We start from the raw sequence: 23,758 nt of genomic DNA, 5'->3' as shown, positions 1-23,758 counted from the left end.
ACTCATTAATCAATTTCCGGAGTAGCCGGGCTGTCGATGCAGCAAGCCGGTCCGGGGCCTTCATGGATGGTTTACCACCCGGTACCCCCTATTCTCCGAGGGACCCTTCGCAACGGTAGCCGCGCAGCACCCCCATGCAAAGCCGCGTGTCGACCGACCCTGTGGACAACTTGTGGAGAGTACGGCGTGTCTTGTGCACAGGATGGGGACAACACTGTGGACAACAAAATAGTTTTCCGTGAATAGTGCTCCTGACGTGGGCAAACTTTATCCAGCGTCTGTGGAGGAAAAGTATTTTGAGTCAACCTTCATCCACAGCTTGCGTGTTGACAAGTAAGCGAAGTCTCCTTCGTAAAACGTCCATCCCATCAAGACGTCGCTTAAAGGACACTGCCCCCGCGGAGGTCCGCGGGGGCAGTGTGTCGAGCAGGAGATGCGGGAGGACTAGCCTGCCACTACGTCGAGGTCGATGACCGCAGCGACGTCTTCGTGAAGACGCACGTTGGCCTGGTACGAACCGACGGACTTGATGTGGGCGGGCAGCTCCACCTTGCGCTTGTCGATGCGGCCGAGACCGGCAGCCTCGACAGCCTTGGCGACGTCGTCGGCCTTGACCGTGCCGAACAGGCGACCGGAGTCGCCTGCCTTCACTGTCAGCTTGACCGGCTTTGCCGAAAGCGAGGCCGCCTGCTTCTGGGCGTCTTCGAGTGATGCGTGCTCGCGCGCTGCGCGTGCCGCCTTGATCGAATCGACCTGCTTCTCGCCGCCCTTGGTCCACATGAGCGCGAAGCCGCGGGGAAGAAGGTAGTTACGTGAGTAACCATTCTTCACCTCGACAACATCGCCCGCGGCACCGAGACCGGTTACTTCCTGGGTCAGAATGAGCTTTGCCATGAGATAGGTTCCTTTCCCTTAGCCGCGGCCGGCGCCGGAGTAAGGCAGGAGCGCAACTTCGCGGGCGTTCTTGATTGCCTGGGCGATCTTGCGCTGTTCCTGCACGGTTACGCCGGTGACACGGCGGGCGCGGATCTTTCCGCGGTCGGAAATGAACTTGCGCAGCAGTGCTACGTCCTTGTAGTCGATGACAGTGACGTCAGCGGCCTTCAAGGGGTTGGACTTTGGTTTGGGCTTACGGAGTTCAGCCTTAGCCATCGTGGTGCTCCTTATTCTTGTGGAGCCCGCAGAACGATTCTGCGGGATGGGAACTACTGGTCAGCGGGTGACCATCGCGGGGGCCCCGGAGTCGGAGCCGTCCCGCACCTAGAAAGGGGGCTCGGAATCGGCGCCGTTACCCCAGCTCTGCGAATTCCCGCCTGCGGGTGCTCCCCAGGGGTCATCTGCCGGCTGCTGGGCCTGCTGGCCGCCGCCCCAGTTCGGGTTGGAACCCGATCCGGAGTTTCCACTGTTGTTGCCGCCGAAGCCTCCTCCGCCACCACCACCTGAGCGCTGGGTGCGGCTGACCTTCGCGGATGCATAGCGCAGGGACGGACCGATTTCGTCCACCTCAAGCTCCATGACGGTGCGCTTTTCGCCTTCTTTGGTGTCGTACGATCGTGACTTCAGGCGGCCCTGGGCAACCACGCGGGTTCCCTTGGTGAGCGTCTCAGCAACGTTCTCCGCAGCTTCACGCCAGACCGATGCACGGAGGAACAGCGTTTCGCCGTCCTTCCATTCATTGGACTGACGATCGAAAGTGCGTGGCGTCGAGGCGATGGTGAAGTTCGCCACCGCAGATCCCGACGGCGTGAACCGAAGCTCAGGATCGTTGGTCAGATTGCCAACGACCGTAATGATGGTTTCGCCTGCCATGGTGCCTCCTTGGGTCACATCCCGCGGGAGCGGGTTTGTTGAGTACTGAAAGAACCGCCGGAACTATTCGGCGGAAACCTTCTGCTCCTCGGGGCGGATGATCTTGGTACGCATGATGGTCTCGTTGAGGCCAAGCTGACGGTCAAGTTCTGCTGCCACGGCGGGCGTTGCGGTGAAGTTGACCACGGCGTAAATGCCTTCGGTCTTTTTCTGGATTTCGTACGCCAGACGGCGACGTCCCCAGATATCCACCTTGTCCACGGTGCCGCCGCCAGTGCGGACGACATTCAGGAACTTCTCGAGTGTTGGGTCGATGGAGCGTTCCTCGACGTCGGGGTCGATGATTACCATCAATTCATATGCACGCATGTGTGAACCCACCTCCTTTGGGCTGAACGGTCGCGGTCTTTCCGCAACAGGAGGTTCTTTAGCGTAGATCCGGCCGGTACGCCTGGAATTTCCCGGGCGCTGATCCAGCACAGACCTGTCAATACTACCGGAAGTCGGCGGCAGCTCGGAAACCTGTGGACAGCCGGCTAGACCGTGCTCACGAAGAACGTCCGCGCCGCGGCAGCCAGATGCGCCGGATCATCCACGCCGCAGAGTTCACGCGCCGAATGCATGGACAGGAGCGGGGTTCCGACGTCCACGGTGCGGATACCCAACCGGGTGGCGGTGAGGGGTCCGATCGTTGATCCGCAGGGCATTCCGTTGTTCGACACGAACTCCTGGTAGGGCACCCCGGCCGCACGGCACAGCCGTGCCCAGTACGCCGCTCCGGGAGCATCGGTGGTGTACCGCTGGTTGGCATTGATCTTCAGCAGCGGTCCGCCGTTCAGGACCGGGTGGTTCGCGGGATCATGGCGCTCCGCGTAGTTCGGGTGCACCGCGTGCCCGGCGTCGGCTGACACACAGAACGACGCCGCCAGTGCCCGCATCCTTTCCTCTCCATCGGCACCGAGGCCACCGGAGATCCGCAGCAGGACGTCTTCGAGGAACGGTCCGCTGGCGCCGGAGCGTGAGCCGCTGCCCACCTCTTCATGATCGAATGCAGCGAGCACCGCGATCGGCGCTCCTGCGGTCTCCACTGGAGCCGCCTGAATCAGGGCAACCAGGCCCGCATGCACCGAGGTGAGGTTGTCCAGGCGGCCGGAGGCGAAAAACTCACCGTCGGCGCCGAAGACCCGGGGTTCCTGCGTATCGGCGACAACGACGTCGAATCCTCCAACACTGGCGGCGTCCAGCCCGCACCGCTCCGCCAGCAGGCCGAGCAGATCGGCTTCTCCCGGTGCACCGAGACCCCAGATCGGGTTCATGTGCTGCTGTTTGTCCAGAGACAGCCCGTCATTGACCGCGCGGTCCAAGTGGATGGCGAGCTGGGGAAAACGGAGGAGGGGACCCGTGGAGACGAGGTGCTCTTCGCCGTCGTGCGTGACCAGCCGACCGGCGAGCGCCAGTTCGCGGTCGAGCCAGGAGTTGAGCAGCGGACCGCCATAGACCTCCACGCCGGCCTGAAGCCATCCGTGGCGACCGGTGGTCGGCTTCGGCTTGAGCTTGAACGACGGCGAATCCGTGTGCGCTCCGAGGATGTGGAATCCCGTGATCGGTGTCGCGCTTTCCGGCACGATCCATGCGATGAGCGCGCCGTCGCGGACCACGAAGAAGCGGCCCGGCCCCGCAGACCACGCGTCCGCTTCGTGCAGTTCGAGAAATCCCGCGGCCGCGAGCCGCAGTCCTCCCTCGCGTGCTGCGTGGAAACTCGATGGGGAGGCCGAAACATAGGCCCCGAGGTCGGCAATGTGCTGCGCTGCGGAAGACATAAGGTCGATTCAACCAGAGATGGACAGCACGGGACGCCCGGGCACTGGTTGCACCGCGGATCTTCAGGTGCCGGCGGGGCCTGGAAACACGATTCCGTTCTCGTAGGCGAAGACCACAGCCTGCACACGGTCGCGGAGGCCCAGTTTCGTCAGGATGCGGCGAACGTGGGTTTTGATGGTCGCCTCGGACAGGAAGAACCGGCGCGCCAGTTCAGCGTTCGACAGGCCTTCGGCCACGGCCTCGAGAACTTCCCGCTCACGCGGCGTCAGTTCGGCGAACCGCGGATGGGGCTGGGCTGAGTTCGCCTGTGCCGGGGGCAAGGAGCGCACATATGTTTCCAGGAGGCGCTGGGTGACGCGGGGCGCCACCACTGCATCGCCGCTGGCGACGATGCGGATAGCGCGGACGAGATCCTGTGGCGCAACGTCCTTGAGCAGGAAAGCCGAGGCGCCGGCCCGTAGTCCGGCGAACGCGTATTCGTCGAGATCGAATGTCGTGAGGATGATGACCCGCGCGCACGACCCCGAAGTCGTGATCCGTCGGGTTGCCTCGATTCCGTCGAGCTGCGGCATCCGCACATCCATCAGCACGACGTCGGGACGAAGGTCGGCAGCGAGCCGCACGGCGTCTTCACCGTTCGAAGCCTCACCAACCACAGCGAGGTCATCCTGGCCTTCAAGAATGAGCTGGAAACCCATTCTCAGAAGCGGTTGGTCGTCCGCGAGCAGCACCCGGATGATGCTGTCCTGCTGATCATGGTCGGTCATCCTTTTCTTTCCCCCGTTGATCGCCCGAATCCGGGACCGTCAGCTGCACATCCACAACCCACCCGCCGGCCACCCGCATCCCACACTTGAGCGTTCCGGAATAGATCGCGGCACGCTCGCGCATACCGACAATCCCCTGGCCCGATCCCTGCGAAACGCCCGGTCCCATGCTGCCCTTCCCGTCGTCGGCAATCCGGATGGCCACCTCGTTTCCGGTGCGGGCTATCGATACTTCGACCACAGTAACCCCCTTGCCGTAGCGCAGGACATTGGTCAGCGATTCCTGAATGATCCGGTACAGCGTCAACTGGAATGCGGAGTCGGCGGGTAACGCGGGTCCACTGATGAGGATGCGGAGCGGGAGCCCGGCGGACCGGAATCCTTCCAGCAGCTGTGCCAGTGAACTGGATGCGGGTAGCGGCTGGAAGTCCGCGCCACTGGACTCCGTACGGAGAACGCCCAGTACGCGCCGCATGTCCGCGATGGCGTGGCGACCCGTTGCGGAAAGCTCCCCGAGGACCGCCTGCGCCTTGGCTTGGTCTCGGGTCATCACGACGGCGGCGCCGTCCGACAGTGCCACCATGACGGTCAATGAATGGGCAACGACATCGTGCATTTCCCGAGCAATGCGGTTTCGCTCCCCCGCGGACGCCAGCTCAGCGTTGCGGCCCGCCCACTCCCGGAGCTCGGTCTCATGAGCGCGATCGCGGCGGACGGTTATTCCGATACCCGCCGAGATCGCCAGGAACAGCACGACGATACCGCTGACCAGCCAGACGAGCCCCGCCGGTTCCCCCATGATGCCGGGTGGAAGGACGAACAGACCGCCCGCGGCCGGGAAGCTCGCGGCGACCGTGGCGAGGAGCGTTGTGCGCAGCGGTTGACAGATTGCAACCGTGTACAGCGCAGCCCAGATGCCGATCGCCAGAGTGACAACACCCTGTGAGAAAAATAGCGTGACGGGCTCAAGGAGGCTGATCACGGCCAGGACCAGCAGGGGCCTGCTCCGCCTGAACATCAGGATGACCGCGGAAACAGCCACTGGAGCAAGTCCCGCCGAACCATCCCGAAGGCCCACGCCAGGAAGGACGTTCGGTAGCGTGAGAATCAGGAATCCGAGAACGACGGCGGCGTCGGCGATGCGCAAATGCCCACGGAAGAACCGCCGGATCGGACCGAGACGGCGTGCATTGAGTTCGGTGAAGGAGACTGCGGCCGTTCGTTCCGCAGTCTCCTTCACCGAAGGAGTGCCGCTCATGAGGTTGGTCCCATGCAGCGAGTTCAGGGGCGTCGGGGCACTAGATGTCCCGCTTCTTCGTGACGATCAGGGACACGAGGAGGAGGAGGACGGCCCAGGCCGCCATGACGAGGCCACCCTCGAGCTGGGTGAGGGCGTCCTCGGCTGTTGTGATTGCCACCAGTTGAGTACCCGCAGAACCTGGAAGGAACCGCGCGGCGTCCGGAATCCAGTCGGCGAGACCGGAGATGAGCTGGACGATGATCGGCAGTACGAAGAAGATTCCGACGGCGGTCACCACACCGCCGGCGGTGTTGCGCATCAGTGTTCCGATTCCCATGGAGATCACCGCGACCAGCGCAAGGTAGGTACCCGTGTTGATGATGCTCGCTGCAACGCCCTCCTTGCCAAGGGAGAAGTCCAGGTTCTGCGGGCTGAGGAGCGGCTGCGCGACCAGGTACGAGGTAAGCGCTGCAAACGCACCAACCACCAGGGCCACGAGGGCGATGATGAGATTCTTCGCGAGGAGAGCCGGAATCCGCTTCGGTACAGCCACCATGGTGGACCGGATCATTCCGGTAGCCCATTCGGAGGCGATGAGTACCACGGCGAGCGCTGCGATGAGCAGTTGGCCGAAGACGATTCCGGATGACGGGACCGTCAATGAGTCGTAGCTGGGACTTCCCGGTCCTTCCGTCGGGGGCTGGAACTCTGCAGGGATGTCCTGGTTGGAAAGCTGCTCCTGGAAGATGGCCTGCGACCAGGCGAAGAGTGCCGCAAGCCCGACCATGACCACCACGGTGGTGATCACCAGGATAACCGTCGAAGGGATTGTGGTGACCTTGATCCACTCGGACTTCAGGACCCTGCCGAAGTTGACCCCTGCTCCGGAATTCTGAGCGTATCGTGGCTGCTGCCCGGACGGGGCGGGCGGTGTTGTCGTTGCCATGTCAGTGTCCTTCTGCCTGGACCATGCCGGTGTTGTGCTGCGGAAGGTCATGGGACCGGTATTCGACTTCCGTCTGGGTGAGCTGCATATAGGCATCCTCAAGGGATGTCTGGAGCGGTGTCAGCTCGTAGACGAGCACGTTCTCGCGCAGCGCCACTTCGGCGATTCTGCGGGCATCCAGGCCCATGACTTCCAGCAGTTCGGGTTCGAGGAGTTTCGAGGAAACGCCATCGCCGGCAATCGCCGCCAGAAGATCCTGCGGGCGGGTGGCGCGGACGCGGACACGTGCCTGGTTGTCGCCGTCGATGATGTCCTTGATGGGAGCATCGGCGATGATGCGTCCGCGCCCGATCACGATGAGGTGGTCGGCGGTAAGGGCCATTTCCGACATCAGGTGCGACGAGAGGAAGACGGTGCGCCCTTCGGCCGCGAGGCCCTTCGCAAGATGACGCACCCACTGGACGCCCTCGGGGTCCAGCCCGTTCACCGGCTCGTCGAGGATCATGGTGTGCGGGTCTCCGAGGAGTGCGCAGGCGATACCCAGGCGCTGGCCCATGCCGAGTGAGAAGCCGCCCACGCGCTTTCTGGCCACGGGGCCGAGTCCCGTCAGCTCGATGACCTCCTTCACGCGACTGTTGGGGATACCGTGGGTTGCGGCCATGGCGCGGAGGTGGTTGTAGGCGGAGCGTTTTGTGTGGACCGCCTTGGCGTCGAGCAGTGCTCCCACTTCACGCAGCGGTGCCTTGTGGTCCGCGTAGGGCCGCCCGTTCACGCTGACGTTTCCCGACGTCGGACTGTCCAGTCCGACGATCATGCGCATCGTGGTGGATTTTCCGGCACCGTTCGGGCCAAGGAAACCTGTCACCCTGCCCGGATGAACGGTGAAGGAGATGTTGTCCACCGCGGTCTTGGATCCATAGCGTTTGCCCAGGCCGTGTGCCTCGATCATTCCGGTCCTTCCCCTCGATATCGTCTGCATCAGGCGGACAAACCGCCCTGTTGCAACTGTAGGCCGGGCAGATCCAGGAGTAACCGGCCCGGGGGATGATCCGGGGGAACCATCCGTACCCCTTTGGGATGACGGTTTCGCCCGGCACGCCGAATCTGGAGACCGTCCGCCCACCCCTACCGCGAGCTGATCGAGGCGAATTTCCGGATACAGAGCGGCACGAAGATGATGAGCATCAGGGCTGCACCGAGAAGCACCGTCAGAAGGGCGTTCTGCATGGGCCAGACGTCCGGGACCGGCGCCGATCCCACATTCCCGAACAGCTCCCGCGCGGCCTGCACGAAGGCCGAAACCGGGTTCCAGTTCGCGATGGTTTCCAACGGGCCCGGTAGCGTCTGGCTCTGCACGAAGGCGTTGGAAATGAACGTCAGGGGAAACAGGATCATGAAGGAGGCGTTGTTGATCGTTTCCGGTGATTTGACCGACATGCCGAGCAAGGCCATCACCCAACTGAATGCATAGGAGAAGAGGAGGAGGAGGGCTACGCCTCCCAGGAAGCTCCCCGCCGAAGCATTCACCCTCCAGCCCACGAGGAAACCCGTCGCCATCATGATGAGCACCGAGATCGTGTTGAGCACGAGGTCGCTGTTGGTCCTGCCGATGAGCACCGAAGACGAACTCATGGGAAGGGTGCGGAAACGGTCGATGATGCCGTCTTTCAGGTCCTGGGCCATGGCGGCGCCGGAAAAGGTCGATCCGAAAATGACAGTCTGCGCGAAAATGCCTGCCATCAGGTACTGGGTGTAGTCCGTGCCTTCGACTTCGATGGATCCGCCGTAGATCTGGCTGAACAGCAGGACGAACATGATGGGCTGAAGGACGGCGAAGATGAGCATGTCCGGTGAGCGCTTCAACTTCGTCAGGTTCCGCTTGGTGACGGTCCAACCGTCCGAGAACCACATGGCACCCGCGCTTGGCACCACCGGCTGTTGCGCAGGCTGTTTCGGTGGCGCAAGGACACTCATATTGCTTTCTCCTTCAGGGTTTCGCTGTCCGACAGGTTTTCAGTGTCTTCGGCGCGGCGTCCCGTGAGCTTCAGGAAGACGTCATCGAGACTGGGGCGCCGCATCCCTGCGTCGTGGAGTTCGATGGCTCCCTGGCCGAGGTCAGCGAGGATGTACTGAAGGGCTCGAGGGCCGTTGATGACGGGCACCTCAACGGTGCGGCCGTCGGCGGCAAGGGACGGTGGGCCATCACCGTGGCGTCCCAGCACCTCGACGGACGCCGCGGCATCGGCTTCGTCCACAAGGGTCACCACGACCCGGTGCCCGCCGATCTGCGCCTTCAGCTTGTCGGCGGTTCCCTCGGCGATCACTTTTCCACCATCGATCACGGCGATGTCGTCGGAAAGCTGGTCCGCTTCCTCAAGGTACTGGGTAGTGAGGAGCAGCGTGGTGCCGTCGCTGACGAGGTTACGGATGATGCCCCACAGCGAGAGCCTGCTGCGCGGGTCGAGGCCGGTGGTGGGCTCGTCGAGGAAGAGGATCTTCGGATTGATGACCAGCGCTCCGGCCAGGTCGATCCGACGCCGCATACCGCCGGAGAACCCCTTGACCGGCCGGTTGCCGGCCTCGGTGAGCTCGAACTGGTCGATCAGCTCCTGCGCTCGGCGCTTCGCGGTGCGCGCTCCAAGGTGATAGAGCCGGCCCACCATCTCCAGGTTCTCGAAACCCGTGAGGTTCTCGTCCACTGCTGCGTACTGGCCGGACACCCCGATGATCTGCCGCACGGACTTCGGGTCGGCAACCACATCGATCCCGTCGACGACGGCGCTGCCCCCGGTGGGCTGGATCAGCGTGGTGAGGATCTTGACGACAGTGGTCTTTCCCGCTCCGTTGGGTCCCAGCAGAGCCTTCACGGTGCCCTGCGGAACTGAGAGGTCCATGCCGTCAAGCGCATGGACGAGGCCGCTCTTCGACTTGTAGGTCTTGCGCAGGCCGTGCGCCTCGATGATTGCCATGCGACAAAGCCTAGGACCCCCGGACCCCTCCCACTACGAAATCAGGTCAGGTTCTGTCCTTATCCAGAGGTGCGCGGTTGTCGGCCGGCACTGATACTTCCCGCTCTCGGGCTGCAGGTGCAACGAGGAACGACGCAAGGACCGCCACCCCCACCGCCAGCAAGGCATTGCGGATGCCGACAACATCACCGAGATATCCAAGCAACGGAGGTCCGGCCAGGAAAGCCGTATAGCCGATGGTGGAAACAACGGAGACGCGTGCCGCTGCCCGCGTCGGATCGTCGGCGGCAGCGGACATTCCCATGGGGAATCCGAGCGCGGCGCCGGTACCCCAGAGGATTGCACCCAGCGCGGCCAGCGGAAGGTTCGGGGCGAAGACGAAGATCACCAGGCCCACCAGGGACGCACCGAGGCTGACCTGCAGCACGCGCACCCGCCCGAAGCGGTCGATGAAGCTCCCGCCGATGAAGCGGAACGCGGTCATCGCCGCGACGAAAACCGCGAACATGACTGCACCGACGCTCTCGCTTGTACCAAGACCATCGACGGTCGCTTTCGCCACCCAGTCGTTCGCGGCACCCTCGGTGAGCGCTGCGCCGAGGACGACGAGCCCGATCAGGAGCGTCCGCGGCTCCCGCCATGCGTCGAGCCGTCCGGGAACGGGACCGGACCCGGCAGAGGCGGGATGGGCGGCTTCGGGGAGGAAGTACCGCGGGACCCACAGGGAAACACACAGCGACACGATCGACACTCCGACCAAATGCGCCGGCAGGGAGATCTCGAGCGCCGACAGACCGGCTCCGACCATGGCGCCGACGAACGCACCACCGCTGAACGCCGCGTGGAAGCGCGGCATGATCGTGCGCCGGAGTCGGCGCTCCACGTCTGCACCCTCGATGTTCTGGGCGACGTCCCATAGCGCAACGCCCGAACCGAAGAGGAACAGGCCGATGCCCGTCAGGGGCACCGACTCCAGCCACAGTCCCGAAGCCACGGCCCCTGCGGCGATCGCCGCGGCCGCTCCACCGAGGCGAACCGTGTTCGCGGTACCCACGCGGGCGGACATCGACCCGGCCAGCGGAAGGGAGATGACCGAGCCCACCGCCCCGACCAGCAGCAGTGAACCGATCTGTCCCGAGGACAGGCCGAGGATCGAGGACGCCGCCGGGATCCGCGCTGCCCAACTGGCGAAAACCAGGCCGTTGAGCCCGAAGATCGCATAGGTCGCCCACATAGCCGTTCGAAGGTTGGGATTCACTGAGCAACCGTAGCAATGGGGGCAATGCACCCCCAAGTCTCGGTGGTCAGCGCGCCCGTTCCACCCGGCCCTCGTCCCACACCGGCTCCTTCGATTCGTACACCTTGCCATCGGTTCCGAAGACGAGGAACCGGTCGAAGCTGCGCGCAAACCAGCGATCGTGGGTCACCGCGAGGACGGTGCCTTCGAACGCGTCGATGGCCCGCTCGAGGGCTTCGGCGGAATGCAGGTCGAGGTTGTCAGTAGGCTCGTCCAGCAGCAGGAGCGTTGCCCCCGAGAGCTCCAGCAGGAGGATCTGCAGCCGTGCCTGCTGGCCGCCGGACAGCGAGTCATAGACCTGCTCCGACTGGCCCGCGAGCCCGTAGCGGTCCAGAACAGCCGACGCCGCTTCGCGCCCCAGCCCCGAGCGGTGTTCATCCCCGCGGTGCAGGATATCGAGCAGGGTGCGTCCCAGGAGGTCAGGGCGCGAATGGGTCTGGGCGAAGAATCCGGGGCGGATGCGCGCGCCGAGCTTCACGGAACCCTCGTGCGGCACCTCCGCGATGTCGACCTCGGACACCGGCAGGTGCTCCTTGTCCGGATCGGTTCCGCCACCCGCAAGGAGCCGCAGGAAGTGGGACTTCCCCGATCCGTTGGAGCCCAGTACTCCCACGCGGTCGCCGAACCAGATCTCCGAGCTGAAAGGCTTCATCAGCCCGGTCAGCTCGAGCTTCTGCGCAACGACGGCGCGCTTCGCCGTCCGGCCTCCCCGCAGGCGCATGGTGACATTCTGTTCCATCGGAATGGCCTCCGGCGGGCCCGCTTCGAGGAACTTCGCCAGACGGGTCTGGGCCGCGTGGTACCGGTTGGCCATGTCCGAGCGGAAGGCCGCCTTGTTCTTGTACATGTTCACCAGCTCCTTGAGCTTGATGTGTTCCTCGTCCCACCGCTTCCGCAACTCCTCGAAACGTGCGTTGCGGTCGGTACGGGCCTTGAGGTAGGTCTCGAATCCCCCGCCATGTGTCCAGGAGGAGGCGCCCAATGCTCCCGGTTCCAGGGTGACGATGCGGGTGGCGGCATTGGCGAGCAGTTCGCGGTCGTGGCTCACGAACAGCACCGACTTCTTCGACTCGTTGAGCTTCGCCTCGAGCCAGCGCTTTCCGGGCACGTCCAGGTAGTTGTCGGGCTCGTCGAGCAGCAGGAGCTCATCCGGTCCGGTGAAAAGTGCCTCCAGTACTAGCCGCTTCTGCTCGCCACCGGATAACGACGACGCCGCCCGGTGCTGCGCGCGGTCGAACGGCACGCCGAGGGCTGCCATGGTCACTTCGTCCCAGGTGGTCTCGAGCTCGTATCCGCCGGCGTCACCCCAGTCGGCGAGCGCCTGCGCGTACTTCATCTGCGTGGGTTCATCGTCGGCCTCCATCATGGCAAGCTCGGCGTCGTCCACCCCCTTCGCTGCCGCAGCGAGCGCGGGGGGAGCCGCGGAGACGAGGAGGTCCCGGACTGTCGTATCGTCGCGGACTTGCCCCACGAACTGGCGCATGATGCCCATGTTCCCCGAGCGGCTCACCGCTCCCTCGTCCGCGCGGAGGTCACCGGCGATGATGCGCAGCAGGGTTGTCTTGCCCGTTCCGTTGGGTCCGATCAGCGCGGTCTTGTGTCCCTCGCCCACCTTGAAGGACACTGCGTTGAGGAGTTGCCGGCCGTCGGAGAGGAAGTAATCGATGTTGGAGACGTCTAGGTGTGCCACTGCCCAAGTCTTTCATCCGCTGGCAAACCGGCACTGCGGAAGGACGCCGACTCGGGGCTCGGCGCCACGTCTGCGTCACAGGCGCGATCCCGGACGACGTCGACGAATTCCTCGCGAATCATGGCCGACGACCTGCATGCGGTGTACCGCTAGCAGGAAAGCATCCTCGAGGAACGCGGCGCGGGCCCGTGGCCGCGGGACGCCCCCAATTGGTTCACTCTCCTGTAGCCGCAGCCTGGAACGTTGCTGCTGCGGAGATGGCTGTGCCCAGGGGAATCATCCGGTAACCAACGCCCCGCACGGTCCGGATGAAGCGGGGCGTGCTGGCATCCTCACCGAGTTTCTTCCGAAGATTGCGGATGTGCACCTCCACCAGGTGGTGATCCTGGCCCCAACCGTCCCCCCACACACGGCTGAGCAGTGATTCGCGCGTCCAGACGCGCTGGGCACCCGCCAGGAGAGTCTCGAGGAGGTCGAATTCAATGCGCGTGAGAGCTAGTTCCACGCCGTCGAGGGTCACCACGCGCCCCTCGACATCCACGACGAGGCCGCCGTGTTCGAGCACCGCATTCCCGTCCGACGGGGAAGCCGACTGCTGGGCACCGGTGCGTGGCCTGCGGAACATGGCGTTCACCCGGGCCGAGAATTCGCGGGGGCTGAAGGGTTTCCCGATGAAATCGTCAGCCCCGATCTCAAGGCCGATCAGCCGGTCGATCTCCTCCTGGCGTGCGGTCACCATCACGATGTAGGCATCACTGAGTGCGCGGGCCTGGCGGCACACTTCCACGCCGTCAAGATCCGGCAGGTTGAGGTCCAGGGTGATGAGGTCGGGCTGGTGTGTGCGGATCAGGGCAAGGCCTTCCTGGCCGCTTGGTGCTTCGAAGGTGAAGAACCCATTCATGCGCAGCGTCGCGGACAGCAGATCGCGGATATCCTGGTCATCCTCGACAACGAGGGCAGTGCGCTGCGGCGACTGATTGGGCATACCTCTACATTGCCAGAAAACGGCAATGTATATTGTCTGCCCTTGAACAGATCTTGAACTTGGCGCGGTAGTCGTGCCCGTAGGATTTTCTGGTGACCACACCCACTGCGCAGTCCCTCACCGTCTTCGGCCAGACCCTCAAGCTGCATTCGAGTACTGGATCGGCCACGCCCGGGCCCGCGTTTGCCCTGGTCCACGGGATCGGGATGTCCCACCGCTACCTTGCGAGACTGCAGAATCTGCTGTCCGTCTCGGCCGACACCTACTCCCTCGACCTTCCCGGCTTCGGGCCCAACCCACGGCCCGGCCGTCCCCTTTCGGTCGAGGAGCACGCTGCCATCCTGGTACAGGTGCTGCTGGATGCCGGCGTGTCCCGCTGCGTCCTGGTGGGACACTCCATGGGTACGCAGATCGTTGCCGAAGCGGCACTGCAGGCCCCGGAACTGGTTGCCGGCGTCGTCCTCATCGGCCCTGTGGTGGACCGAAGGCGACGCACCGTACTGCGTCAGGCGTTTGCGCTGGCCCACGACTCCCTGCGGGAAGCGCCCTCGGCCAACCTGATCGTGTTCACGGACTACCTCCGGACCGGCATACGCTGGTACCTCAGCGAACTGAAGCCCATGATGACCTATCCGCTCGAGGACAGGATGCCCGGGATGAAGTGTCCCGCTCTGGTTCTTCGGGGCTCCCGGGATCCGGTGGCACGGAAGGAATGGTGCCGCGAACTCGCAGAAACGAGCCCTGCGGGCCAGTTCAGCGAGATCGAGGGCCACCCCCATGTGGTGCAGCACAGCGCGCCTGCTGCAGTCGCCGAGCTGATCCGGACCTTCACGCGGTCGATCCCTTCCCGCGCCGATGCGAAGTAGGGCTTGCAACAAGCTTCAGCGGCACCATAGGGATAACTTGAAGATTGAAGCGCATAGTAGAGAGATAATGCACCTGGCCAGCCTCTCCGCAGCGAGGCCGGCCAGGTGCTCCAAAGACTGGGAAGAAGTGCCGACATGCCTGAAATGAACGAGTGGTCAACGAGCCGCCTCCTCACCACCGCCGCACGGCTGGTAGATCATGCGTGGAACGAGCGTCTTCTCGATATCGGCATCACCCACGCCGGCTACACCACGCTCGGGGTCCTTTCCCGCGAAGGAACCATGACCGGGGCCAAACTCGCGCTCGCGGTGCACGTGCAGGCACAGACCATCGGCAAGACGATCGAGAAGCTCGAGCGCCAGGGCTTCATTTCGCGCATCCGCGACACGATGGACCGCCGCAGCCAGCGGGTCACCATCAGCGCCTCCGGCACGGAGGCGCTGATCAAGGCCGAGAACATCGAGCGGACACTCATGGCAGGCGAGGGCCTCGAATCCTTCGAACTACGGGCCCTGCTCCGTGGAATTGTCGGCGAACTCGCCCCCCAGCGGCAGAAGCTCGTTGCCGCAGCGGTCTGATCCGCGCTGGTCCTGCTCCCTTTGAGCCCCGTTCCTGGGGACCCGATGCGTTCCCTCGACCAGCTTGCCGCACGCCTCCTCGGGCTTGCCGCAGCGGGGACAGGGCGCACCGTTCCAGGGATTGCCGGGGTGCCCGGAGCAGGGAAATCGACGCTCGCTGTCGCGCTCGTGGTGACGGAGGGAAACTATCTGCTCCCTGACGCCCCGGGCGGGCGGGAAGCACGGGCTGAATGCAGCGAGACCTGGTACTGCGAATCCGACGATCAGCTGCGCATCGAACGCCTGATCGACCGCCATGTCCGGTTCGGGAAATTTCTTCCGCCGCCCGGTCCTGGGTTGAACGCGTGGACGAGGCGAATGCGCGGCTGGTCACCGCTACCCGCAGCAGCTCCGACCTGACCGTCGACGCCGCCGTTCTTGGGCCTCTCAGCACTCCACTACGTTGAGGGCCAGGCCACCGCGTGCTGTTTCCTTGTACTTGTCCATCATGTCCGCGCCGGTGTCGCGCATGGTCTTGATGGCGACGTCGAGGGAGACGTGATGCTGCCCGTCACCGCGCACCGCCATACGGGCTGCCGTGATCGCCTTCATTGCTCCGACGGCGTTGCGCTCGATGCAGGGAATCTGGACGAGCCCGCCCACCGGATCGCAGGTGAGCCCGAGGTTGTGCTCGATCCCGATCTCCGCCGCGTTCTCCACCTGCTCCGGCGTACCTCCCAGGACCTCGGCCAGCGCTCCGGCAGCCATCGCGCAGGCCGAACCGACCTCGCCCTGGCAGCCGACCTCGGCACCCGAGATCGACGCGTTCCTCTTGAACAGCGAACCGACGGCGGTGGCGGCGAGCAGGAACCGCACCACGCCGTCGTCGTCGGCTCCCGGCACGAAATCGACGTAGTACTTCAGGACGGCGGGAATGATGCCGGCCGCACCATTGGTGGGAGCTGTGACCACGCGCCCACCGGCAGCGTTCTCCTCATTGACCGCTAGCGCGAACAGCGTGACCCACTCCATGGTTCCGAGGCGGTCGTCCGGATCGTTCGCCTTCTCGAGCAACTCGAGCTGACGCGCCGCACGGCGCCGGACCTTGAGCCCGCCCGGCAGGATCCCCCCGGTGGAGGTGCCGCGGCGGATCGTGTCCTGCATGACGTCCCAGATCTCCAGCAGACCGGCCCGCACTTCCGCCTCGGTCCGCCACGACAGTTCATTGGAGAGCACGACATCGGAGAACGACATGCCGGTGGCTTTGCAGAGGGCAAGGAGCTGGTCTCCGGTGGTGAACGGCTGTGAGACGGGAACGGGCTTCTCGGTGGCTGACGTGGACCCGATCTGGTCCTCGTCCAGCACGAATCCCCCGCCCACCGAGAAGTAGTCGCGGGTCCTGAGCAGCTCACCGGTGGAGCCATAGGCCTCGAACCTCATGCCGTTGGTGTGGTAGTCGAGGCGCTCCCTGCGGTGCAGGACCAGATCCACCTTCGGGTCGAAGCGGATGGGCTTCTCCCCTGCCAACCGGAGCGACGAGGCTTCGCCGATACTGTCGACGCGTGCGTCGGCGGTGGTCGGGTCCACGAGGTGCGGCTGCTCGCCCTCGAGGCCCAAGAGTACTGCCTTGACCGTCCCGTGGCCGTGACCGGTGGCCCCGAGCGACCCGAAGAGCTGCACATGCAGTCGGTCCACGCCATCCAGCAGTCCTTCTGCGCGCAACAGTTCTGCGTAGAGGTATGCAGCCGTCATGGGCCCGCCGGTGTGCGAACTCGACGGGCCGATGCCGATCTTGAACAGATCGAAGGCGCTGATCGTCATGGGGTGCCTGGTCCGGTGGCCTGCCGCAGGAACGGCTCGACGCCGTCATAGAGCGGGTGCGCATCGGCGAGGCCGGCGACACGCGCGGCGAGCCCCGACAGATCCGCACCCTCCTCTGCAGTGAGGGCTGCGGCGATGATGTCGGCAACATCGCGGAAGGCGTCGTCACCGAACCCCCGGCTCACCAGCGCCGGCGTGCCGATCCGGAGACCCGAGGTCACCATCGGCGGCCGGGGGTCGAAGGGGACGGCGTTGCGGTTGACCGTGATGTCGATCGTGGCGAGGCGGTCTTCAGCCTGCTGCCCGTTGAGCTCGCAGTTCCGCAGGTCTACCAGGACGAGGTGCACGTCGGTGCCGCCGCTGATCACGGAGATTCCCGCAGCGGCAACATCGGGCTGCATCAGCCGGTCGGCCAGGATGCGGGCGCCGTCGAGCACCCGCTGCTGTCGCTCGGCGAACTCCCCGGAGGCGGCGATCTTGAAAGCGACGGCCTTCCCCGCGATGACATGCTCCAGCGGCCCACCCTGCTGGCCAGGGAAGACTGCGGAATCGATCTTCTTCGCGATGTCGGCGTCATTGCTGAGGATGATGCCGCCGCGTGGCCCCGCAAGGGTCTTGTGCGTCGTGGAGGTGGTGACGTGGGCATGCGGAACCGGGGAAGGGTGCAGCCCTGCGGCGACGAGACCGGCGAAGTGGGCCATGTCCACCATGAGGTACGCCCCGACGGAATCGGCGATCTCGCGGAACCGGGCGAAGTCGAGCTGGCGGGCGTAGGCCGACCAGCCCGCCACGATCAGCTGCGGCTTGTGCTCCTGAGCCAGGCGCTCGACGTCGTCCATGTCTACCCGGTGATCGTCCTGCCGCACCTGGTAGGGCACCACGTTGTAGAGCCGGCCGGAGAAGTTGATGCGCATGCCGTGCGTCAGGTGACCGCCGTGGGCGAGGTTCAGGCCCATGATGGTATCTCCGGGCTTGATGAGCGCATGCATGACGGCGGCATTGGCCTGGGCTCCCGAGTGCGGCTGGACATTGGCGAAACCCGCCCCGAAAAGGGACTTCACACGGTCGATGGCGAGTTGCTCCAGCACGTCCACATGCTCGCAGCCCCCGTAGTAGCGGCGGCCGGGGTAACCCTCCGCGTACTTGTTGGTCAGCACTGATCCCTGCGCCTGCATCACTGCCTGCGGGGTGTGGTTTTCCGACGCGATCATCTCGAGGCCGCGGCGCTGGCGGCCCAGCTCGGCGTCGATGCCCGCAGCGACTTCAGGATCGAGGTCGGCGAGGCCGGCGTTCAGGTGATCGACGGCGCTGATGCGCCCGGTAGCGATGCTCATGGGTCGATTCCATTCCGTTGCGCGTGTTCTTCGGCAGGGTCGGTCAGGCCGGATTCGATCAAAACCGGGAATATGCTGATCAGGGCATACGAGAAGGACATCACTTCTGGCGCCGGTAGAACGGTGTCTCCACCACAGTGAAGGGCTCGGGTTTTCCGCGCAGATCGACAGACACGTCGGTGCCGGGTACGGCCAGGGATGCCTCCACATAGGCCAGCGCCACGGGATAGCCGAGGGTAGGACTCGGGAGGCCCGACGTCACGGTTCCCACGGCACTTCCGTCCACCACGACGTCGTACCCCGCCCGCGCCGAGCGGCGCCCGGAGCCCCGCAGTCCCACCAGCCGGCGTCCCGGTTCCTGGCCCTTCAAAGGTTCGAGGACGGACCGGCCCACGAAGTCCTCGGTCTTCTTGAGGCTGACCACCGGCCCGAGGCCGGCCTCGAACGGGTTGGTGTCGAGGCCGAGTTCATGACCGTACAGCGGCATTCCCGCTTCGAGTCGCAGGGAGTCACGGGAAGCGAGGCCGCACGGCATCAGGCCGTGCTCCCGACCCGCCTCCATCGCCGCGTTCCAAAGGCGGACCGCGAAGGGGCCGCCGATGAAGATCTCGAAGCCGTCCTCCCCGGTGTAGCCGGTGCGCGCCAGCAGCACGGGAAGCCCTGCGAGCTCCACCTCGACTGCCGCGTAGTAGCGGAGTCCGGTAATGCTCGCCGCCGCCTCGGGAGCGGCCATCGCCAGGAGGATCGCTTCAGCAGTGGGGCCCTGCACGGCAATCAGTGCTGTTTCCTCCGACTGGTCCTCCACAGCGACGTCGAACCCGTCGGCGCGGATGCGCAGCTGCACGGCGACACTGTCCGCATTGCCCGCGTTGGGCACCACCAGGAAGCGCTCCTCGGCCAGGCGGTAGACGATGAGGTCGTCGATCACGCCGCCCTCGGCGTTGCAGATGAGTGAGTATTTCGCCTTGCCGATGGCCACGACTGCCAGGTTGCTGACCAGGGCGTAGTTGAGGAAGTCCGCGGACTGCGGACCACTGACGAGCACCTCGCCCATGTGGGAGAGATCGAAGAGCCCGGCGGCCCGCCGCACCGTGTGGTGCTCATCGAGTTCACTGCGGTACTTCAACGGCATCTGCCAGCCGCCGAAGTCCAGAAAGGACGCCCCGAGGGCTTCGTGCTGGGCGTAGAGCGCTGTCTGCTTGGTCATGGAGTCCCTAGTCTTCGAAGGCTTCGATCGGCGGGCACGAGCACACCAGGTTGCGGTCACCGTGTGCGCCGTCGATCCGGCGTACGGGCGGGAAGTACTTGTTCTGCCGGAGTGAGCGCAGCGGATAGGCGGCGAGCTCACGCGCGTACGCGTGGCTCCACTCATCGTCGATGAGCTGCTGAGCGGTGTGCGGGGCCTGCCGGAGCGGGCTCTCATCCAGGCTGAAGTCTCCGTTCGCCACCCGGTCGATCTCGCCCTTGATGGCGACCATGGCCTCGATGAACCGGTCCAGCTCGCGGAGGTCCTCGGACTCGGTGGGCTCCACCATCAGGGTTCCGGCGACGGGGAAGGACAGCGTGGGTGCGTGGAACCCGTAGTCGATGAGGCGCTTGGCGACGTCCTCGGCAGTGACTCCCGTCTTCGCCGTGAGCGGCCGCAGGTCGAGGATGCACTCGTGGGCCACGAGTCCCTGCGCTCCGGTGTAGAGCACGGGGAAGTGGTCGTTGAGGCGGGCCGCCACGTAATTCGCGGCGAGCAGCGCGTGCGCCGTGGCGCTCGTAAGACCCTCGGATCCCATGAGCGCAACGTAGGCCCAGGAGATGGGCAGCACGCCGGCCGATCCGTACATCGAACCCGACACCGGGGCGCCTCCGGCCGCGTCCGCGCCGCCGTCGTCCGCGATGCTGCGGTTCGCGTCCCCCGGGAGGAACGGTGAAAGGTGCTCGGCAACGGCCACAGGCCCGACGCCGGGTCCGCCACCGCCGTGCGGGATGCAGAACGTCTTGTGCAGGTTGAGGTGCGAGACATCGCCGCCGAATTCACCGGGCTTCGCAAGGCCCACCAGTGCGTTGAGGTTGGCGCCGTCGATGTAGACCTGGCCGCCGGCGTCGTGCACCTGATCGCACACCCACCGGACGTCCTCCTCGAACACGCCGTGCGTGGACGGGTAGGTGATCATGATCGCCGAGAGCTGATCCGCGTGCTTCTCGATCTTCGCGACGAGGTCGTCGTGGTCGATATTGCCATTGGCTGCCGTTGCCACGACCACCACCTTCATGCCGGCGAGGACCGCCGAGGCGGCGTTGGTGCCGTGTGCGGAGGACGGGATGAGGCAAACCGTGCGGTCCTCATCGCCGCGCGATCGGTGGTACCCGCGGATGGCGAGCAGGCCGGCGAGTTCGCCCTGTGAACCGGCGTTCGGCTGGAGGGAGACCCTCGCGTATCCGGTGATCTCGGCGAGCCGCTCCTCGAGGTCGGTGATGAGTTCCCGCCATCCCTCGGTCTGGCCTTCCGGCGCGAACGGGTGGATCGAGGCGAATTCGGGCCAGGAGATGGACTCCATCTCCACGGTGGCGTTGAGCTTCATGGTGCACGAGCCGAGCGGGATCATGGTGCGGTCGAGCGCCAGATCCTTGTCCGACAGGCGGCGCAGGTAGCGCAGCATGGCGGTTTCGGAGCGGTGCATCGAGAAGACGGGGTGGGTCAGAAACGACGACGTCCGCTGCAGCTCCCGGGGGATACGGCTCGTTCCGCCGGTGGCGGAGGATCCGTCGGCGCCGGCGGATCCCGTGGTCTCCGCCCCGAGGATCCCGGCGAGCGCCTCGACGTGCTGCACAGTGGTGGTTTCGTCGCAGGAGATGCCGAAGGAGTCGGCGTCGATGCGGCGCAGGTTGAAGCCCTGCTCCTCGGCCTGCTGCACGAGGCCGGCAGCCTTGCCCGGCGCCTTCAGCAGCAGGGTGTCGAAGAATTCGGTGTGGACCACGGTGGCATCGGTCCCGGCCAGCAGGTCGGCGAGCTGCACGGCACGCTCGTGCGTGGTGCGCGCGATGGCCTTCAGCCCCTCCGGTCCGTGATACACCGCGTACATGCCGGCGACGATCGCCAGCAGTGCCTGCGCGGTGCAGATGTTCGACGTCGCCTTCTCGCGGCGGATGTGCTGCTCGCGGGTCTGGAGTGCCAGGCGGTAGGCGGGTGCGCCGCCAGCGTCCTTCGAGACGCCGACGAGCCGTCCGGGGAGCATGCGCTCCAGCCCCTTGCGGACGGCCATGTACGCGGCGTGCGGCCCGCCGAAGAAGAGCGGGACGCCGAAGCGCTGGGCCGAGCCGACGGCGATGTCGGCGCCCTGCTCGCCGGGAGGGGTGATGAGGGTCAGTGCGAGGAGGTCTGCGGCGACGGTGACGAGTGCGCCGCGCTCCTTGGCGGCGTCGATCACTGCCTTGTAGTCGCGGATGGCTCCCGAGGCGCCGGGCTGCTGCAGCACGACGCCGTTGATGTCGCCGTCGGGCAGTCCGGTCGAGAGGTCGGCGATCTCCACTTCGAAGCCGAGGGCTTCGGCGCGGCCACGGACGACGGCGACGGTCTGGGGGAGGGCGTCGGCGTCGATCACCGTGCGGCCCTTGTTCTTGCCGGTGCGGCGCATGAGCAGGACGGCTTCGGCTACGGCGGAGGCTTCGTCGAGCAGCGAGGCGTTGGCGATGTCGAGGGCGGTGAGGTCCTGCACCATGGTCTGGAAGTTGAGGAGCGCTTCGAGGCGTCCCTGCGAGATCTCGGGCTGGTAGGGCGTGTAGGCCGTGTACCAGGCGGGGGATTCGAGCACGTTGCGGCGGATCACGGGTGGCGTGACGGTGTCGAAGTAGCCCTGCCCGATCATCTGGACCGCAGTCCTGTTCTTCCCTGCCATGGCACGCAGCTGGACGAGGACCTCCGATTCGCTCAGCGCGCCGGGAAGGTTCAGTGCACGCTCGGAGCGGATGCTGGCGGGTACAGCGATATCGACGAGCTTGTCGATGCTGGGGTAGCCGAGCACTTCCAGCATCCGACCGGCGTCGGACGGGCGGGGGCCGATGTGCCGGTCTGCGAAGGTTGAAGCCATTTCTGGGGAGGCTGTCATGGGAACTCCATACGTCAGGTGGGTGCGCGTGGGTGCGCCTACGTGGTGGGTTCCTCCCCGCTCTGTAGGGGACCTGAGAGTTTCCGCAAGGCATGAACGCCTGCTTGCACCGTCGGTGAGCGCCGCAGGTTCCGCGAAGAAACGCGGGAGGATGCAGTGCTGCTTTCCAGAGTTGCCTAACCGCAGCGGTACTGGGCCTGAGAGATTCCTGGGGAGGATTTGCTCCTACGGCGCCTACCGGAGTCGACTTTCACGGTTGAACTCTCCCGCTGCAGGTCAATGGCGTATTCAATTGTGTGTGGTCCTTCTCACAAGCTTACCGCGTGGTGGTGGGTCGGGCAAAAGTGGGCCGAGCTCTCGCGGTATGAGTGATGTGCACCGCAGGAAGGTAGGACTGGACGAGCCGAAGGCCCCGACGCGAACCATGCATGTGCATGGGGATCGGGAATGGGGCCCGGAATGGCCGCGTTGTAGCCACCAGGATCCGGAGCGGGTCGACTACAAGAACACGGGAGCGTCAACCATGGCACGGCACCTCGAACTGGGACTGGATACCTTCGGCGACGTCACGAGGGGAAGAGACGGCACACTGGTTCCCTACCCGCAGGTGATCCGTAACGTGATCGAGGAAGCCGTGCTGGCCGACCAGGTGGGAATCGACTTCTTCGGTGTCGGCGAACACCATCGGGACGATTTCGCGGTCTCGGCGCCCGAAACGGTCCTTGCCGCCATCGCTGGCAGGACCACGCGGATCCGGTTGGGCTCGGCCGTCACGGTACTGAGCTCCGATGATCCCGTCCGGGTTTACCAGCGATTCGCAACCCTCGATGCGGCGTCGAACGGGCGCGCCGAAGTGATCCTCGGCCGCGGGTCCTTCACCGAGTCCTTCCCGCTCTTCGGTTTCGAACTCTCGCAGTACGAGGAGCTCTTCGAGGAAAAGCTGAGCCTCTTCGCCGAACTTCTCAAGGAAGAGCCGGTGAACTGGAGCGGCCGTACCCGCCCGGGCCTGACCGACCACCGCGTCTATCCGCCCACGGAGTCCGGGCGCCTGAAGACGTGGATCGGCGTCGGCGGCAGCCCCGAATCCGTGGTGCGCGCCGCACGCTACGGAATGCCCCTCATGCTGGCCATCATCGGGGGCGATCCCTCCCGCTTCGCACCCTATGTCGATCTGTACCACCGCGCCCTTGCTCAACTGGGTCAGCCGATGCTCCCCATCGGCGTGCATTCTCCGGGCTACATCGCCGACTCCGACGAGCAGGCCCGCGAGGAGCTCTGGCCCGACAACCGGATCCTGCGCGACCGCATCGGCGCCGAGCGCGGCTGGGGCCCCACTACAAGGGCGGAGTTCGACGCCGAGGCCGACGGCGGCTCCCTCTATGTGGGCTCGCCGGAGACCGTTGCGAGGAAGATCGCCGCCACGGCGACCACCCTCGGAATCGACCGTTTCGACATGAAGTACAGCGCCGGGCCACTGCCGCACGAAAAACTGATGCACAGCGTGGAGCTGTACGGAACAAAAGTGATACCGATGGTGCGCGAGTTGCTGACGTGACCT

At 65.2% G+C, this 23,758-nt stretch carries 22 protein-coding genes and 1 riboswitch; of the genes, 4 read left to right on the top strand and 18 right to left on the bottom strand.

Features of this window, described 5'->3' with window-relative positions; all coding sequences use genetic code 11:
• Window positions 1-444 precede the first annotated feature (444 nt).
• The 14 genes from rplI to IWX65_RS08015 all read right to left on the bottom strand — a co-directional run bounded on the left by rplI (window position 445) and on the right by IWX65_RS08015 (window position 13,524).
• Window positions 445-894: a 50S ribosomal protein L9 gene (gene rplI / locus IWX65_RS08080; RefSeq protein ID WP_196820408.1), complete on the bottom strand. Its 450-nt coding sequence runs from the start codon at window positions 892-894 to the stop codon at window positions 445-447.
• A gap of 18 nt (window positions 895-912) precedes the next feature.
• Window positions 913-1,152, bottom strand: coding sequence for a 30S ribosomal protein S18 (gene rpsR, locus IWX65_RS08075; RefSeq protein ID WP_005273147.1), 240 nt, complete (start codon window positions 1,150-1,152; stop codon window positions 913-915).
• 108 nt (window positions 1,153-1,260) lie between these two features.
• Window positions 1,261-1,809: a single-stranded DNA-binding protein gene (locus tag IWX65_RS08070; RefSeq protein WP_196881898.1), complete on the bottom strand. Its 549-nt coding sequence runs from the start codon at window positions 1,807-1,809 to the stop codon at window positions 1,261-1,263.
• A 63-nt stretch (window positions 1,810-1,872) separates the two neighbouring features.
• Window positions 1,873-2,178 carry a 30S ribosomal protein S6 gene (gene rpsF / locus IWX65_RS08065; protein ID WP_196820406.1) on the bottom strand — a complete coding sequence of 102 codons (306 nt, stop codon included), beginning with the start codon at window positions 2,176-2,178 and terminating at the stop codon, window positions 1,873-1,875.
• Between the two features lie 167 nt (window positions 2,179-2,345).
• Window positions 2,346-3,629 (bottom strand): M18 family aminopeptidase, encoded by a 1,284-nt coding sequence (locus IWX65_RS08060; RefSeq protein WP_196881897.1) that lies wholly within the window; start codon window positions 3,627-3,629, stop codon window positions 2,346-2,348.
• A gap of 63 nt (window positions 3,630-3,692) precedes the next feature.
• Window positions 3,693-4,397 (bottom strand): response regulator, encoded by a 705-nt coding sequence (locus IWX65_RS08055; RefSeq protein WP_196881896.1) that lies wholly within the window; start codon window positions 4,395-4,397, stop codon window positions 3,693-3,695.
• Window positions 4,384-5,655, bottom strand: a complete 1,272-nt coding sequence (locus tag IWX65_RS08050) for a sensor histidine kinase (RefSeq protein WP_196881895.1) — start codon at window positions 5,653-5,655, stop codon at window positions 4,384-4,386. Before IWX65_RS08050 ends, IWX65_RS08055 begins: the two co-directional genes overlap by 14 nt.
• A gap of 40 nt (window positions 5,656-5,695) precedes the next feature.
• Complete coding sequence (locus IWX65_RS08045; RefSeq protein WP_196881894.1) at window positions 5,696-6,583, bottom strand: ABC transporter permease; 888 nt, start codon at window positions 6,581-6,583, stop codon at window positions 5,696-5,698.
• Window position 6,584: 1 nt separating this feature from the next.
• A complete protein-coding gene (locus IWX65_RS08040; RefSeq protein WP_196881893.1) occupies window positions 6,585-7,532 on the bottom strand; it encodes an ABC transporter ATP-binding protein in 948 nt (315 codons plus the stop codon).
• 176 nt (window positions 7,533-7,708) lie between these two features.
• A complete protein-coding gene (locus tag IWX65_RS08035; RefSeq protein WP_196881892.1) occupies window positions 7,709-8,557 on the bottom strand; it encodes an ABC transporter permease in 849 nt (282 codons plus the stop codon).
• The gene (locus tag IWX65_RS08030; RefSeq protein ID WP_196881891.1) at window positions 8,554-9,552 is read right to left on the bottom strand and encodes an ATP-binding cassette domain-containing protein; all 999 of its coding nucleotides are present in this window, start codon (window positions 9,550-9,552) and stop codon (window positions 8,554-8,556) included. The genes IWX65_RS08035 and IWX65_RS08030 overlap by 4 nt, the downstream gene beginning before the upstream one ends.
• 46 nt (window positions 9,553-9,598) lie before the next feature.
• Window positions 9,599-10,786 (bottom strand): MFS transporter, encoded by a 1,188-nt coding sequence (locus IWX65_RS08025; protein ID WP_196881921.1) that lies wholly within the window; start codon window positions 10,784-10,786, stop codon window positions 9,599-9,601.
• A 70-nt stretch (window positions 10,787-10,856) separates the two neighbouring features.
• Window positions 10,857-12,539, bottom strand: a complete 1,683-nt coding sequence (locus IWX65_RS08020) for an ABC-F family ATP-binding cassette domain-containing protein (protein ID WP_196881890.1) — start codon at window positions 12,537-12,539, stop codon at window positions 10,857-10,859.
• A 214-nt stretch (window positions 12,540-12,753) separates the two neighbouring features.
• Window positions 12,754-13,524 (bottom strand): response regulator transcription factor, encoded by a 771-nt coding sequence (locus tag IWX65_RS08015; protein WP_196881889.1) that lies wholly within the window; start codon window positions 13,522-13,524, stop codon window positions 12,754-12,756.
• Between the two features lie 92 nt (window positions 13,525-13,616).
• On the opposite strand from IWX65_RS08015, the gene IWX65_RS08010 reads away from it, so the two are divergent.
• The 3 genes from IWX65_RS08010 to IWX65_RS08000 all read left to right on the top strand — a co-directional run bounded on the left by IWX65_RS08010 (window position 13,617) and on the right by IWX65_RS08000 (window position 15,368).
• Window positions 13,617-14,390, top strand: a complete 774-nt coding sequence (locus IWX65_RS08010) for an alpha/beta fold hydrolase (RefSeq protein ID WP_334683732.1) — start codon at window positions 13,617-13,619, stop codon at window positions 14,388-14,390.
• A 135-nt stretch (window positions 14,391-14,525) separates the two neighbouring features.
• Window positions 14,526-14,969 (top strand): MarR family winged helix-turn-helix transcriptional regulator, encoded by a 444-nt coding sequence (locus IWX65_RS08005; protein WP_196881888.1) that lies wholly within the window; start codon window positions 14,526-14,528, stop codon window positions 14,967-14,969.
• 45 nt (window positions 14,970-15,014) lie between these two features.
• Window positions 15,015-15,368, top strand: coding sequence for a hypothetical protein (locus IWX65_RS08000; RefSeq protein ID WP_334683731.1), 354 nt, complete (start codon window positions 15,015-15,017; stop codon window positions 15,366-15,368).
• Window positions 15,369-15,395: 27 nt separating this feature from the next.
• Here the strand turns inward: IWX65_RS08000 and IWX65_RS07995 are convergent, their stop codons facing one another.
• The 4 genes from IWX65_RS07995 to gcvP all read right to left on the bottom strand — a co-directional run bounded on the left by IWX65_RS07995 (window position 15,396) and on the right by gcvP (window position 22,200).
• A complete protein-coding gene (locus IWX65_RS07995; RefSeq protein ID WP_196881887.1) occupies window positions 15,396-16,769 on the bottom strand; it encodes an L-serine ammonia-lyase in 1,374 nt (457 codons plus the stop codon).
• Window positions 16,766-18,103: a serine hydroxymethyltransferase gene (gene glyA, locus IWX65_RS07990; protein WP_196881886.1), complete on the bottom strand. Its 1,338-nt coding sequence runs from the start codon at window positions 18,101-18,103 to the stop codon at window positions 16,766-16,768. The genes IWX65_RS07995 and glyA overlap by 4 nt, the downstream gene beginning before the upstream one ends.
• 100 nt (window positions 18,104-18,203) lie before the next feature.
• Entirely contained in the window at window positions 18,204-19,310 is a 1,107-nt protein-coding gene (gcvT, locus tag IWX65_RS07985; RefSeq protein WP_196881885.1) for a glycine cleavage system aminomethyltransferase GcvT, read from the bottom strand.
• Between the two features lie 7 nt (window positions 19,311-19,317).
• A complete protein-coding gene (gene gcvP, locus IWX65_RS07980; protein WP_196881884.1) occupies window positions 19,318-22,200 on the bottom strand; it encodes an aminomethyl-transferring glycine dehydrogenase in 2,883 nt (960 codons plus the stop codon).
• A gap of 176 nt (window positions 22,201-22,376) precedes the next feature.
• Window positions 22,377-22,479: riboswitch (glycine riboswitch) on the bottom strand.
• 244 nt (window positions 22,480-22,723) lie between these two features.
• On the opposite strand from gcvP, the gene IWX65_RS07975 reads away from it, so the two are divergent.
• On the top strand, window positions 22,724-23,755 hold the full coding sequence (locus tag IWX65_RS07975; RefSeq protein ID WP_196881883.1) for an LLM class flavin-dependent oxidoreductase: 1,032 nt from the start codon (window positions 22,724-22,726) through the stop codon (window positions 23,753-23,755).
• The last annotated feature ends 3 nt before the right edge of the window (window positions 23,756-23,758 follow it).

Source organism: Arthrobacter sp. CAN_A214, from assembly GCF_015751955.1.
Taxonomy (GTDB): Bacteria; Actinomycetota; Actinomycetes; order Actinomycetales; family Micrococcaceae; genus Arthrobacter_D.
Note: the sequence above shows the minus strand (reverse complement) of the source record. Positions and strands in the feature narration are given on the sequence as shown.

Coding starts and splice junctions, on each gene's coding strand:
- rplI (WP_196820408.1), bottom strand. CDS start 894: ATGGCAAAGCTCATTCTGACCCAGGAAGTAACCGGTCTCGGTGCCGCG.
- rpsR (WP_005273147.1), bottom strand. CDS start 1,152: ATGGCTAAGGCTGAACTCCGTAAGCCCAAACCAAAGTCCAACCCCTTG.
- IWX65_RS08070 (WP_196881898.1), bottom strand. CDS start 1,809: ATGGCAGGCGAAACCATCATTACGGTCGTTGGCAATCTGACCAACGAT.
- rpsF (WP_196820406.1), bottom strand. CDS start 2,178: ATGCGTGCATATGAATTGATGGTAATCATCGACCCCGACGTCGAGGAA.
- IWX65_RS08060 (WP_196881897.1), bottom strand. CDS start 3,629: ATGTCTTCCGCAGCGCAGCACATTGCCGACCTCGGGGCCTATGTTTCG.
- IWX65_RS08055 (WP_196881896.1), bottom strand. CDS start 4,397: ATGACCGACCATGATCAGCAGGACAGCATCATCCGGGTGCTGCTCGCG.
- IWX65_RS08050 (WP_196881895.1), bottom strand. CDS start 5,655: ATGAGCGGCACTCCTTCGGTGAAGGAGACTGCGGAACGAACGGCCGCA.
- IWX65_RS08045 (WP_196881894.1), bottom strand. CDS start 6,583: ATGGCAACGACAACACCGCCCGCCCCGTCCGGGCAGCAGCCACGATAC.
- IWX65_RS08040 (WP_196881893.1), bottom strand. CDS start 7,532: ATGATCGAGGCACACGGCCTGGGCAAACGCTATGGATCCAAGACCGCG.
- IWX65_RS08035 (WP_196881892.1), bottom strand. CDS start 8,557: ATGAGTGTCCTTGCGCCACCGAAACAGCCTGCGCAACAGCCGGTGGTG.
- IWX65_RS08030 (WP_196881891.1), bottom strand. CDS start 9,552: ATGGCAATCATCGAGGCGCACGGCCTGCGCAAGACCTACAAGTCGAAG.
- IWX65_RS08025 (WP_196881921.1), bottom strand. CDS start 10,786: ATGTGGGCGACCTATGCGATCTTCGGGCTCAACGGCCTGGTTTTCGCC.
- IWX65_RS08015 (WP_196881889.1), bottom strand. CDS start 13,524: ATGCCCAATCAGTCGCCGCAGCGCACTGCCCTCGTTGTCGAGGATGAC.
- IWX65_RS08005 (WP_196881888.1), top strand. CDS start 14,526: ATGCCTGAAATGAACGAGTGGTCAACGAGCCGCCTCCTCACCACCGCC.
- IWX65_RS08000 (WP_334683731.1), top strand. CDS start 15,015: ATGCGTTCCCTCGACCAGCTTGCCGCACGCCTCCTCGGGCTTGCCGCA.
- IWX65_RS07995 (WP_196881887.1), bottom strand. CDS start 16,769: ATGACGATCAGCGCCTTCGATCTGTTCAAGATCGGCATCGGCCCGTCG.
- glyA (WP_196881886.1), bottom strand. CDS start 18,103: ATGAGCATCGCTACCGGGCGCATCAGCGCCGTCGATCACCTGAACGCC.
- gcvT (WP_196881885.1), bottom strand. CDS start 19,310: ATGACCAAGCAGACAGCGCTCTACGCCCAGCACGAAGCCCTCGGGGCG.
- gcvP (WP_196881884.1), bottom strand. CDS start 22,200: ATGACAGCCTCCCCAGAAATGGCTTCAACCTTCGCAGACCGGCACATC.
- IWX65_RS07975 (WP_196881883.1), top strand. CDS start 22,724: ATGGCACGGCACCTCGAACTGGGACTGGATACCTTCGGCGACGTCACG.